The organism is Desulfofundulus thermobenzoicus (assembly GCF_009428905.1).
GTDB classification, from domain to species: domain Bacteria; phylum Bacillota; class Desulfotomaculia; order Desulfotomaculales; family Desulfovirgulaceae; genus Desulfofundulus_A; species Desulfofundulus_A thermobenzoicus.
Genome location: NZ_WHYR01000051.1, coordinates 1 through 12,608, shown reverse-complemented (window position 1 = coordinate 12,608; position 12,608 = coordinate 1). Strand labels below are relative to the sequence as shown.

General features: G+C 62.1%; 10 protein-coding genes. All 10 read left to right on the top strand.

Going from position 1 to position 12,608, the window contains the following annotated elements:
- Positions 1–129: 129 nt before the first annotated feature.
- Positions 130–1,674 (top strand): glutamine-hydrolyzing GMP synthase, encoded by a 1,545-nt coding sequence (guaA, locus tag GFC01_RS14790; protein ID WP_152947943.1) that lies wholly within the window; start codon positions 130–132, stop codon positions 1,672–1,674.
- Between the two features lie 53 nt (positions 1,675–1,727).
- Entirely contained in the window at positions 1,728–3,104 is a 1,377-nt protein-coding gene (locus GFC01_RS14785; protein ID WP_152947942.1) for an NCS2 family permease, read from the top strand.
- A 49-nt stretch (positions 3,105–3,153) separates the two neighbouring features.
- Positions 3,154–3,687, top strand: coding sequence for a 5-(carboxyamino)imidazole ribonucleotide mutase (purE, locus tag GFC01_RS14780; RefSeq protein WP_152947941.1), 534 nt, complete (start codon positions 3,154–3,156; stop codon positions 3,685–3,687).
- Entirely contained in the window at positions 3,684–4,976 is a 1,293-nt protein-coding gene (gene purB / locus GFC01_RS14775; RefSeq protein WP_152947940.1) for an adenylosuccinate lyase, read from the top strand. Before purE ends, purB begins: the two co-directional genes overlap by 4 nt.
- 115 nt (positions 4,977–5,091) lie before the next feature.
- Entirely contained in the window at positions 5,092–5,796 is a 705-nt protein-coding gene (purC, locus tag GFC01_RS14770; protein ID WP_152947939.1) for a phosphoribosylaminoimidazolesuccinocarboxamide synthase, read from the top strand.
- Between the two features lie 23 nt (positions 5,797–5,819).
- Positions 5,820–7,262, top strand: coding sequence for an amidophosphoribosyltransferase (gene purF / locus GFC01_RS14765; protein ID WP_152947938.1), 1,443 nt, complete (start codon positions 5,820–5,822; stop codon positions 7,260–7,262).
- 12 nt (positions 7,263–7,274) lie between these two features.
- On the top strand, positions 7,275–8,321 hold the full coding sequence (purM, locus tag GFC01_RS14760; protein ID WP_152947937.1) for a phosphoribosylformylglycinamidine cyclo-ligase: 1,047 nt from the start codon (positions 7,275–7,277) through the stop codon (positions 8,319–8,321).
- 44 nt (positions 8,322–8,365) lie between these two features.
- Positions 8,366–8,980, top strand: coding sequence for a phosphoribosylglycinamide formyltransferase (gene purN / locus GFC01_RS14755; RefSeq protein ID WP_152947936.1), 615 nt, complete (start codon positions 8,366–8,368; stop codon positions 8,978–8,980).
- Positions 8,981–9,021: 41 nt separating this feature from the next.
- Positions 9,022–10,554 carry a bifunctional phosphoribosylaminoimidazolecarboxamide formyltransferase/IMP cyclohydrolase gene (gene purH, locus GFC01_RS14750; protein ID WP_152947935.1) on the top strand — a complete coding sequence of 511 codons (1,533 nt, stop codon included), beginning with the start codon at positions 9,022–9,024 and terminating at the stop codon, positions 10,552–10,554.
- A gap of 305 nt (positions 10,555–10,859) precedes the next feature.
- Positions 10,860–12,134: a phosphoribosylamine--glycine ligase gene (gene purD / locus GFC01_RS14745; RefSeq protein ID WP_152947934.1), complete on the top strand. Its 1,275-nt coding sequence runs from the start codon at positions 10,860–10,862 to the stop codon at positions 12,132–12,134.
- The last annotated feature ends 474 nt before the right edge of the window (positions 12,135–12,608 follow it).

Here is a 12,608-nt window from a genome sequence, read left to right as displayed (position 1 = left end):
TTCGAGCCAAAGCCGGCCCGAAGTGAGTATGGCAGCGGCACTGGTTTCTTTAAAAACATCTAGTGTGTCAAAGAACCGTCCCCTGACACACTCCCAGCGCAAATTTTTTCCCAGGGGGTTCCCACGATAATGTCCATCCAGGAACAACAGGAAATGGTCATTGTCCTGGACTTCGGCGGCCAGTACAGCCACCTCATCGCCCGCCGCATCCGGGAATTGAAGGTTTTTTGTGAGATGCTGCCCTACACCACATCCCTGGAGGAAATCCGGCGCCATCATCCCCGGGGCATTATTTTTTCCGGCGGTCCGGCCAGCGTCTACCAGCCCGGGGCACCCACCGTGGATGCGGGCATTTACGACCTGGGCATCCCCATCCTGGGGATCTGTTACGGTATGCAGTTGATGGCCAAACAACTGGGGGGCGTGGTTACCCGGGCCGATCACCATGAATACGGCAAAACAACTCTGGAGGTGGTGGATACCACCGGCCTCTTCTGCGGATTCGCCCCTGCCGAACAGTGCTGGATGAGTCACGGCGACCGGGTGGAAGCCCCTCCGCCGGGCTTTACGGTCACCGCCCGCACGGAACTGGCCCCCGTGGCCGCCATGGCCGATCACCGGCGCCGTCTTTATGCCGTGCAGTTCCATCCGGAGGTGGTCCACACCCCCAGGGGCCGGGATATCCTGCGCCATTTCCTCTATGACGTATGCGGCTGCCACGGCACCTGGACCATGGGCTCTTTCATCGAGGAGTCCATCCGGGAAATCCGGCAGAAGGTGGGGGAGGGGCGGGCCATTTGCGCCATCAGCGGAGGGGTGGATTCCTCGGTGGCCGCCGTGCTGGTGCACCGGGCCATCGGCCACCGGCTGACCTGCATCTTTGTCAACCACGGTCTTTTGCGCCGGGGAGAGGCGGAACAGGTGATCAGCACCATGCGGGAGCAGTTCCACATTCCCCTGGTTTATGTGGATGCCTCCGAACGTTTCTTAAAGCGCCTGGCCGGGGTAACCGACCCGGAACAAAAGCGCAAAATCATCGGCGAAGAATTTATCCGGGTTTTTGAAGAAGAGGCGGCCAAACTGGGGCAGGTGGACTTCCTGGTTCAGGGCACCCTTTATCCCGACGTGGTGGAAAGCGGTACGGCCACCGCCGCCGTCATCAAGTCCCACCATAATGTGGGCGGCCTGCCCGCGGATATGCAGCTGGCCCTCATCGAACCCCTGCGCTGGCTCTTCAAGGATGAAGTGCGGGAGGTGGGCCGGGAGTTGGGCCTGCCCGACGAGGTGGTCTGGCGCCAGCCCTTCCCCGGGCCTGGCCTGGCGGTGCGCATCATCGGGGAAGTGACCGCGGAAAAGCTGGCAATGCTGCGCCACGCCGACGCCATCTTCAGGGAAGAAATCCGGCGGGCCGGCCTATCCAGGGACATCTGGCAGTATTTTGCCGTCCTGCCCGGCCTGCGCAGCGTGGGTGTGATGGGGGATGGGCGGACCTATGCCCACACCGTGGCCCTGCGGGCGGTGTACAGCAGCGACGGCATGACGGCAGACTGGGCGCGCATACCCTTTGACGTGCTGGAGCGGGTGTCCAGCCGCATTGTGAACGAAGTGCCCGGCGTAAACCGGGTGGTGTATGACATCACGTCCAAACCGCCGGCTACCATTGAGTGGGAATAACGACCGCTTTACTTGGAAATGCAAACAGCGACTCAAAGAGAGGGGTGTAAAATTTGCTGGAAAAAATCTTTAAACTGCGGCAGTACCGCACCGATGCCCGCACGGAAGTGATTGCCGGCCTGACCACCTTTATGACCATGGCCTACATCCTTTTCCTGAACCCCAATATCCTGGCCGGCACCGGCATGGACAAAAACGCCGTCTTCTTTGCCACCGCCGTGGCCGCCGGCCTGGTGACCATCGCCATGGGACTGATTGTGAACTACCCCATCGCCCTGGCGCCGGGTATGGGCTTAAACGCCTACTTTGCCGCCGTGGCCGCCCAGCACGTGGGTATGCCCTGGCCGGTGGCCCTGGGGGCCGTCTTTATCTCCGGTATTTTATTTATCATCCTCACCATCACCCAGATCCGCCAGCTGCTGGTGGTGGCCGTGCCCAACTCCATGAAAAGGGCCATCATCGTGGGCATCGGCCTCTTCATTACCATGCTGGGCCTGAAAATGGCCGAATTCATGGTCATCAAGGCCGGCCCGGTGATCCCGCCCACCCTGCAGGCCCTGCAGCAGGAAGGGGGCATCGCCACCCTGCGCTTTTTTGAGTGGAACATTTTCCTGGGCTCCTTTGCCAACCGGGTCACCCTGCTGGCCCTGATCGGGCTGGTTATTTCCGCCCTGCTCATGGCCAGGAAAGTAAAAGGGGCCCTTTTAATCGGCATCATCCTGACCACCCTCATCGGCATCCCCCTGGGCGTCACCCAGGTGCCGGCCGGCTTCACGCCCTTTGCCCTGCCCGACTTTTCCCGGCTGGCGGTGGGCAGGCTGGATCTGGCCGGTGCGCTGCACATGGGCCTGTGGACGGTGATCTTCACCTTCACCTTTGTGGAACTCTTTGACACCTTTGGCACCCTGGTGGGCACCGCCGGCAAGGCCGGCCTGCTGGATGAAAACGGCCAGTCCCCCCGGCTGGGCCGGGCCATGCTGGTGGACGCCTGCGGCGTGGCCTTCGGCGCCCTCATGGGCACCAGCACCGTCACCGCCTACATCGAAAGCACCGCCGGCATTGCCGAAGGGGGCCGTACGGGCCTGACGGCCGTAACCACCGGCATCCTGTTCCTCATCGCCCTGGTGCTGGCCCCGGTGGCCGGGCTCATTCCCGGGGCGGCCACCGCGCCCGCCCTGATCATCGTGGGCCTGCTCATGGCCCAGGCGGTGAACGGTATCGACTTCGAAGATTTTACCGAGGGGCTGCCGGCCTTTTTAACCATGGTGCTCATGCCCTTCACCGGCAGCATCGCCAATGGTATCGCCGCCGGTATTATCTTTTACGTGGTGCTCAAGCTGATCAGCGGCCGCGCCCGGGAAGTACACTGGCTCATGTGGATCCTGGCCGTCCTGGTGCTGGCCCGCTACCTGTTCCTGGCGGAACATTAAAAGCACATATTGATCAGAACCATCGACTATGTGGCCAAGAGGTGAAACCATGTCCCATCCGCTGGTTGGTATTGTCATGGGCAGTGACTCGGACCTGCCTGTAATGAAAGACGCTGTGGAAATGCTGGACAAATTCGGACTGCCCTACGAGGTAATCATCTCCTCCGCCCACCGGGCGCCGGAGCTCACCACCGATTACGCCCGGTCGGCAGTGGAGCGTGGCCTGGCGGTGATCATAGCCGCCGCCGGGGTGGCCGCCCACCTGCCGGGGGTCATTGCCGCCCAGACCCCCCTGCCCGTCATTGGCGTGCCCATCAAAAGCGGCCCTTTAAGCGGGGTGGACGCCCTGTACTCCATGGTGCAGATGCCCCCGGGCATTCCCGTGGCCACCGTGGCCATTAACGGAGCCAAAAACGCGGCCATCCTGGCCGCCCAGATCATCGGCGCCACCAACCCGGAAGTACGGGAAAAGGTGCTGCACTACAAGGAAGAACTGGCCCGGGCAGTGGAGGAAAAGGCCCGGAAATTGCAGGAACTGGGCGTGGCGGGTTACCTGGAGCAAATGGGAGGTTCAAAGGGATGATTGAACGCTACACCCGGCCGGAAATGAAAGCCATCTGGTCCCAGGAAAACAAGTTCCGCAAGTGGCTGGAAGTGGAAATCTACGCCTGCGAAGCCATGGCTGAAATGGGCCTCATCCCGGAGGAGGCCCTGCAACAGATCCGGGAGCGGGCCAATTTCGACGTGCAGCGGGTGGCCGAAATCGAAGAGGTGGTCAACCACGACGTAATCGCCTTTCTCACCTGTGTGGGCGAGTATGTGGGGGACGCGGCCAAATACATCCACATGGGTCTGACCTCCTCCGACGTGCTGGACACCGCCCTGGCCGTACAGATGAAGGAAGCGGGGGAGCAGCTCCTCAAGCGCCTGGAGGAACTGCGGGCGGTGCTGCTGGACCGGGCCCGGGAGCACCGTTACACCCTGATGATCGGCCGCACCCACGGTGTGCACGCCGAACCCATCACCTTTGGCCTGAAAATGCTCCTGTGGGTGGCGGAAACGGAACGGAACATGGACCGCCTGCAGCGGGCGGTGGATGTGATCAGCGTGGGTAAAATTTCCGGGGCGGTGGGCACCTACGCCAACATCGACCCCCGGGTGGAGGCCCATGTGTGCCGCCGCCTGGGACTGCGCCCGGCCCGGGTGTCCACCCAGGTGCTCCAGCGGGACCGCCACGCCGAATACATGACCACCCTGGCCATTATCGGCAGCTCCCTGGACAAGTTTGCCACCGAAATCCGCAACCTGCAGCGCACCGACATCCTGGAGGTGGAGGAATACTTTGCCAAAGGGCAGAAGGGCTCCTCGGCCATGCCCCACAAGCGCAATCCCATTACCGCCGAGCGGATCAGCGGCCTGGCCCGGGTGCTGCGGGGCAACGCCCTGGCGGCCATGGAAAACGTGGCCCTCTGGCACGAACGGGACATCTCCCACTCTTCGGTGGAGCGGGTGATCATCCCGGACAGCACCATCACCCTGGACTACATGCTGTACAAGTTCACGGACATCATGCGCAATCTGCTGGTTTACCCGGAAAACATGCGTAAAAACCTGGAGCGCACCCACGGGCTGCTTTTCTCCCAGCGGGTGCTGCTGGCCCTGGTGGAAAAGGGCCTTTCCCGGGAAAGGGCCTACGGGCTGGTACAGCGCAACGCCATGCGCTCCTGGCGGGAGGGTACCGACTTCCAGCGCCTGCTGCAGGACGATCCGGATATCACCGCCGTGCTGCCGCCGGCGGAAATGGCCGCCCTCTTTAACTACGACTATCACCTGCGGCACGTGGACGATATTTACCGGCGGTTCGGATTATAAAAACATAAGCCGGGGAGAATAGCCACGGCCCGACGGAGCGGCAAAGGAACCGCCGTCCGGCCGGCAAGCCCGGCAGACAAATTTTCATACATTCACCCAGACGGGAGGATTTAACATGCAAAAGGGAGAATTGCTCTACGAGGGCAAGGCCAAAAAGATTTACCGGACGGATGATCCGGATGTTTACCTGGTGGAATACAAGGACGACGCCACTGCCTTTAACGGCCTGAAAAAGGGCACCATTTCCGGCAAGGGGGAACTGAACAACCGCATATCCGCCCACTTCTTCCACCTGCTGGAGGAAAAGGGCATCGCCACCCACTTTTTGGAACAGGTAAGCGAGCGGGAAATGCTGGTGCGCACCCTGGAAATCATCCCCATAGAAGTGGTGGTGCGCAATATCGCCGCCGGCAGCCTGGCCAAACGCCTGGGGCTGGAGGAAGGCACGGCACTGCCCCGGCCGGTGGTGGAATATTACTATAAAAGCGATGAACTGGGCGACCCCATGATCAACGACGACCACATCGCCGCCCTGAACCTGGCCACCCCGGATGAACTGGCCGCCCTGAAAAAGACCGCCCTGACGGTGAACAACATCCTCAGGGAATACCTGGCCCCGCGCCGGCTGGAACTGGTGGACTTCAAGCTGGAATTCGGCCGCCACCGGGGGAAGATCCTGCTGGGGGACGAAATTTCCCCGGATACCTGCCGCTTCTGGGATACCCGGACCGGGGAAAAACTGGACAAGGACCGCTTCCGCCGGGATCTGGGCGGCGTGGAGGAGGCCTACCGGGAGGTCTGGCACCGGCTGGCCGGTTAAACAAAAAGGAAAGGGGGAGAGCATTGAAACCAAGCGGAGGACCCCGGTGGATCAATCACCAATGGCTTCCGGACAAACCCGGGGAAGAATGCGGCGTATTCGGCATCTACGCCCCGGGGCGGGACGTAGCCCGGCTGACCTATTACGGCCTTTACGCCCTGCAGCACCGGGGTCAGGAAAGCGCCGGCATTGCCGTGGCCGACGGCAAACGCCTGCAACTGCACAAGGGCATGGGACTGGTGCCCGAGGTTTTCCATCACCGGGAACTGAGTGAGCTGCAGGGTCATCTGGCCATCGGTCACGTACGCTATTCCACCACCGGAGCCAGTTCACCCATCAACGCCCAGCCTCTGGTGTTCCGCTATGCCGGCGGCATGCTGGGACTGGCCCATAACGGCAACCTGACCAACATCACCGAACTGCGCGCCCGGTTGACGGCCACCGGTTCCGTCTTTCAGTCCTCCACCGACAGCGAAGTGATTGTCAACCTCATTGCCCGCTACGGCCAGACCGGCCTGGTGGACGCGGTGATGAAATGCATGATTGACCTGAAAGGGGCCTATTCCCTGGTCATTCTCACCGGAGACCGCCTGCTGGCCGTGCGGGATCCCCACGCCTTCCGCCCCCTGTGCCTGGGCATCCTGGACAGGGGCGGCTACGTGGTGGCCTCCGAGTCCTGCGCCCTGGATACGGTGGGCGCCCGCCGGCTGCGGGACGTGGCCCCGGGGGAGATCGTGATCATCGACGAAAGCGGGTTGACCAGCCTGCAGGGGATGCTTCCCCGCCGCCGGGCCCATTGCATTTTTGAATATATCTATTTTGCCCGGGCCGACAGCCTGATGGACGGCTTCAATGTGAACCGGGTGCGCCGGGAAATGGGCCGCCAGCTGGCCCGGGAATACCCGGTGGAAGCCGACCTGGTCATTCCCGTCCCCGACTCGGGGACGGCGGCCGCCCGGGGATATGCTGAGGAATCGGGCATTCCCTTTGAGGAAGGACTGATGAAAAACCGTTATATCGGCCGGACTTTCATCCAGCCCAGCCAGGATCTGCGGGACCTGGGAGTACGCTTAAAGCTCAACCCCATCCGGGAGGTGCTGGCCGGGAAGCGGGTGATTATGGTGGACGACTCTCTGGTCCGCGGAACCACCAGCAGCAAGCTGGTGGCCATGCTGCGGGACTGCGGGGTGAAAGAGGTGCACCTGTGCCTTTCCTCCCCGCCGGTGGTGCATTCCTGTTACTACGGCATCGACACCTCCAACGAGGAGGAGCTTATCGCCGCCCAGATGCCCCTGGATGAGGTGCGCCGCCTCATTAACGCCGACGGCCTGCACTACCTGAGCATTGAAGGAATGCTGGACATTTTCGGGGAGCGGCGCAACGATTTCTGCACGGCCTGCTTTACCGGCGACTACCCGGTACCCGTACCCCAGCCCCCAAAAGCTGGAAAATTCAGCCTGGAGTAGGAGGAGAATCTCATGAACCAGGAGGGGAAAAAGGGGCTCACCTACGCCGGCGCCGGGGTGGACATAGCAGCCGGCAACCGGGCCGTGGAATTGATGCGGGAAAGCGTGCGCAGCACCTTCCGTCCCGGGGTGCTCACGGACATCGGCGGCTTCGGCGGCCTTTTCGCCCTGGACACCCGGCGCTACCGCCGGCCGGTGCTGGTGTCCGGCACCGACGGCGTGGGCACCAAGCTCAAAATTGCCATGCTCATGGACCGCCACGACACCATCGGCATCGACGCCGTGGCCATGTGTGTCAACGACATCCTGGTCCAGGGGGCGGAACCCCTCTTTTTCCTGGACTACCTGGCTGTGGGGAAGCTGGTGCCGGAAAAGGTGGCGGCCATTGTCTCCGGCGTGGCCGCCGGCTGCCGCCTGGCCGGCTGCGCCCTTATCGGCGGGGAAACGGCCGAGATGCCCGGTTTCTACGGCCCCGGTGAGTACGACCTGGCCGGATTCGCGGTGGGCGTGGTGGAAATGGATGCCATCATCCAGGGACACCGCATCAGGCCGGGGGACTGCCTGGTGGGCCTGCCTTCCTCGGGACTGCACAGCAACGGCTACTCCCTGGCCCGGCGGGTATTGCTGGATGTGGCCGGGTACCGGGTGGATACCTACCTGGCGGAACTGGGCCGCACCGTGGGGGAGGAAATGCTGGAACCCACCCGCATTTACGTACCCACCGTGCTGCCCCTTTTACAGCGCTTTGCCATCAGGGGCATGGCCCACATCACCGGCGGCGGTCTCACCGAAAATATACCCCGCATCCTGCCCGCCGGCACCGCCGCCGTTATTAAAAAAGGGCGCTGGACCGTCCCGCCGGTGTTTACATTAATCCAACGGATTGGGCAGGTTGAAGAGCCGGAAATGTACCGCACCTTTAACATGGGCCTGGGGCTGGTCCTGGTGGTACCGGCGGACCAGGTGGACGGCCTGCTTTCCGCCCTGGCCGGCTGCGGCGAAAAGGCCCGGGTGGTGGGAGAAGTGGTTGAGGGGGAGCGGGAAGTAAGGTATGTTTAAGGCACTCCGGTTTCCTTGATGATTTTAATCGGGGGGAGAGGTATATGAACAATTTGCGCCTGGGTGTGCTGGCCTCGGGACGGGGTTCTAACCTGCAGGCCATAATGGACGCCATAGACGGGGGACGGCTGCCGGCGGAAGTGGCGGTGGTCATCAGCGACTACGCCGATGCAAGGGCCCTGGAGCGCGCCCGTTCCCGCAACATCCCGGCCTTTCACATCAACCCGGCCGCCTTCCCGCATAAAGGCGATTACGAGGAAGCGGTGGTGGACACATTGAAAAAACACGCCGTGGATCTGGTCTGCCTGGCCGGTTACATGCGCCTGGTGGGAGCGGCCATGCTGGAGGCCTTCCCCAACCGCATCATGAACATCCACCCGGCCCTGCTCCCGGCCTTCCCCGGGTTGCACGCCCAGCAGCGCGCCCTGGAATACGGCGTGCGCTACAGCGGCTGCACGGTGCATTTCGTGGACGAGGGCATGGACACGGGGCCCATAATCCTGCAGGCGGTGGTACCCGTGCTGCCGGACGATACCCCAGAAACCCTGGCCGACCGCATCCTGGAGCAGGAACACCGCATCTACCCGGAAGCCATCGCCCTCTTTGCCGCCGGCCGCCTGGAAATCCGGGGCAAGCGGGTGTATATAAGGGAAGGATAGTACTGGCAAATTACCCGACGACTATTTTAAGGAGGCTTTCTATGCGCGCCCTGATCAGCGTTTCCGACAAAACGGGAGTGGTGGATTTCGCCCGGGGATTGGTGGACCTGGGGGTGGAGATCGTCTCCACCGGCGGCACCGCCCGCGCACTGCAGGAAGCGGGCCTTCCCGTTACATACGTCAAAGAAGTCACCGGTTTCCCGGAGATCCTGGACGGGCGGGTAAAAACCCTGCACCCGGCCATCCACGGAGGCATCCTGGCCCGGCGCACGGCAGATCACCTGGACCAGCTGAAGGAACACCGGATTACCCCCATTGACCTGGTGGCCGTCAACCTGTACCCCTTCCGGGAAACCATCGCCCGTCCCGGGGTCACCCTGGAGGAGGCCATTGAAAACATCGACATCGGCGGCCCGGCCATGGTACGGGCCGCCGCCAAGAACCACCAGCACGTGCTGGTGGTGGTCAACCCCTCCCGCTACCCGGAGGTACTGGCCGCCCTGCGGGCAGGCAATGTCACCGGCCGGCTGCGCCTGGAACTGGCCCGGGAGGCCTTTGCCCACACGGCCGCCTACGACGCCGCCATTGCCGCCTACCTGCAAAAACAACTCCAGGGGGACATGCCCTTCCCGCCGGCCTGGGTAATGTCCCTGGAACTGGCCCAGTCCCTGCGTTACGGGGAAAACCCCCACCAGCGGGCCGCCTTCTACCGGGATCCCACCGTCACCGGCCCCTGTGTGGGTACCGCTGTGCAGCTGGCCGGCAAGGAGCTGTCCTACAACAACATCCTGGACGTGAACGCCGCCCTGGAACTGGTGCGGGAATTCATGGACCCCTCGGCGGTGATCATTAAACACAACAACCCCTGCGGCGCCGCCAGCGCCGGCGACCTGGCCACCGCCTACCGCCTGGCCTACGAAGGGGACCCGGTGTCGGCCTTCGGGGGCATTGTGGCCTGCAACTGCACCGTGGATACGGAAACCGCCCGCCAGATGGCCGAAATCTTCCTGGAAGCCATCATTGCCCCCGGTTTCACCCCGGAAGCCCTGGAAATTTTGACTGCCAAACAAAACTTGCGTCTTTTGCAAACCGGCCCCCTCACCGGCCAATCCACCGACGGGCTGGATATGCGCAGGGTAAACGGAGGCCTGCTCGTCCAGGAGGCCGACCGGGCGCTGACCCGGCCCGATCGAGTACGGGTGGTTACGGAAAAGCAGCCCACGGAGGGGCAACTGGCCGAAATGGCCTTTGCCATGGCGGTGGTGAAACACGTAAAATCCAACGCCATCGTGGTCACCAAAAACCGGCAGCTCATCGGGGTGGGGGCCGGTCAGATGAACCGGGTGGGCTCGGCCCGCATTGCCCTGGAACAGGCCGGGGAAAAGGCCCGGGGTGCCGTGCTGGCCTCCGATGCCTTCTTCCCCTTCCGGGACACCGTGGACGAGGCGGCCCGGGCCGGCATTGCGGCCATCATCCAGCCCGGGGGGTCCGTGCGGGACGAAGAGTCCATTGCCGCCTGCAACGAACATGGTATAACCATGGTCTTTACCGGCATGCGCCACTTCAAGCATTAAGTGTGTCAGTGTGTCAGGGGACGGTTCTTTAAGTGTGTAACCATGGTCTTTACCGGCATGCGCCACTTCAAGCATTAAGTGTGTCAGTGTGTCAGGGGACGGTTCTTTGACACAAAAGTGTGTCAGGGGACGGTTCTTTGATACACAGTTGTGTCAGAGGGAAGTGACATCACAGGCATCAAATGGGGACGATTCTCCTTTGAACTGCGGGGGTGGCCCGAAGTATTTCGATTGCGCTTGTAATGGGTTGAGGGGCACCTTTGCCGCAAACACAAGAACCGTCCCCATATAAGGAGGACGTGCCGTTGAAAGTGCTGGTGGTGGGCGGGGGCGGCCGGGAACACGCCCTGGTATGGAAACTGTCCCAGAGCCCCCGGGTTAAAGAAATATACTGCGCCCCGGGCAACGCAGGTATCGCCTCCCTGGCCCGCTGCGTGCCCGTGGCGGCGGAGGACATCCCGGGCCTTCTGGCCTTTGCCCGGCAGGAGAAGGTAGACCTCACGGTGGTGGGGCCGGAAGGACCCCTGACCATGGGTATTGTAGACTCCTTCAGCGAGGCGGGGCTGGCCATTTTCGGGCCCACCGCCCGGGCGGCGGCCATTGAAGGCAGCAAGGTGCTGGCCAAGGAAATTATGGCCAAATACCATATTCCCACGGCCCGTTTCGCTTCTTTCACCGATGCCCGGGAAGCAGCGGCCTACATCCGGGAAAAGGGCGCCCCCTGCGTGGTCAAGGCCGACGGCCTGGCTGCAGGCAAAGGGGTGATTGTCTGTGAAACGGTGGCAGAGGCCCTGAAGGCCGTGGAAACCATAATGGTGCAGAAGGCCTTTGGGGCGGCCGGCGCCCGGGTGGTGGTGGAGGAATACCTGACGGGGGAGGAGGCCAGCATTCTGGCCTTTACCGACGGGGAAAGGGTGATCCCCATGGTGCCGGCCCAGGACCACAAGCAGGTTTACGACGGCGACCGGGGACCCAACACCGGGGGCATGGGCGCCTACGCCCCGGCTCCCGTATGCACGCCGGAAGTGCAGCGGGCCGCTCTCGAAAAAATCCTCATCCCCACAGTACGGGCCATGGCCGCCGAGGGCCGGCCCTACCGGGGGGTGCTGTACGCCGGATTAATGATCACCCCGGACGGCCCCAAAGTGCTGGAATTCAACGCCCGCTTCGGCGATCCCGAGGCCCAGCCGGTGCTTATGCTCCTGGAAAGCGACCTGGTGGAAATCATGGAAGGACTGCTGGCCGGCCGCCTGTCGGAGACAGACATCCGCTGGCGTCCCGGCGCCGCCGTATGCGTGGTGCTGGCCTCGGGCGGTTATCCGGGGTCCTATGAAAAGGGCAAGATCATCTCCGGGCTGGATACGGTGCCGCCCGACGTGGCCGTCTTCCACGCCGGCACCGCCCTTAAAGACGGGCAGGTGGTCACCAGCGGCGGCCGGGTGCTGGGCGTGACGGCCATGGCCCCGGACATCCCGGCGGCCATAGAGAAGGCCTACGCCGCCCTGGAGCATATCCATTTTGCGGGGATGCACTACCGCCGGGACATTGGCCGCAAAGCCCTGAACCGAAACAAAAATTGAACACAAAGGGGAAGCAATCCCTTAAAAAAAACAGGGTTGTCCCCCTGAATCGCAACAGGTGGTGACAGAAGATAATCATCCGCCAGATCCAGATAGTTGTGGGAGGACCAATACCTTTACAACACCGGCTCCCGGGCCGGTGTTTTTAAGTCCCTTTTAATCTCGAGAAATATAAGAAAAATTTTGCTCTAATGGAAAGGATTTTAGGTTATTTTGTAGAATAGGGTAGGACTGTGGGCTGATTTAACCAAGAGGAAGGTTGATATGATAAAGTCACATTGCCGGATGGAGAACATATGTACCCTCGGGGGGGGGGGGGGAAATTCATAAAAATTTCCCTTTTTCATGCATAAGAGGTTACTTTATGCATTTCCCCTATTATGGCTCGGTTTTTTTGCGTTCCCCCCCTTTAATTTCCCCCCATGCCCCCAACCCCCCCAAAACAAGGGTTTCCCCATCAATTCCCCAATAATA

Coding starts and splice junctions, on each gene's coding strand:
- purM (WP_152947937.1), top strand. CDS start 7,275: ATGAACCAGGAGGGGAAAAAGGGGCTCACCTACGCCGGCGCCGGGGTG.
- purE (WP_152947941.1), top strand. CDS start 3,154: ATGTCCCATCCGCTGGTTGGTATTGTCATGGGCAGTGACTCGGACCTG.
- purN (WP_152947936.1), top strand. CDS start 8,366: ATGAACAATTTGCGCCTGGGTGTGCTGGCCTCGGGACGGGGTTCTAAC.
- purB (WP_152947940.1), top strand. CDS start 3,684: ATGATTGAACGCTACACCCGGCCGGAAATGAAAGCCATCTGGTCCCAG.
- guaA (WP_152947943.1), top strand. CDS start 130: ATGTCCATCCAGGAACAACAGGAAATGGTCATTGTCCTGGACTTCGGC.
- purH (WP_152947935.1), top strand. CDS start 9,022: ATGCGCGCCCTGATCAGCGTTTCCGACAAAACGGGAGTGGTGGATTTC.
- purC (WP_152947939.1), top strand. CDS start 5,092: ATGCAAAAGGGAGAATTGCTCTACGAGGGCAAGGCCAAAAAGATTTAC.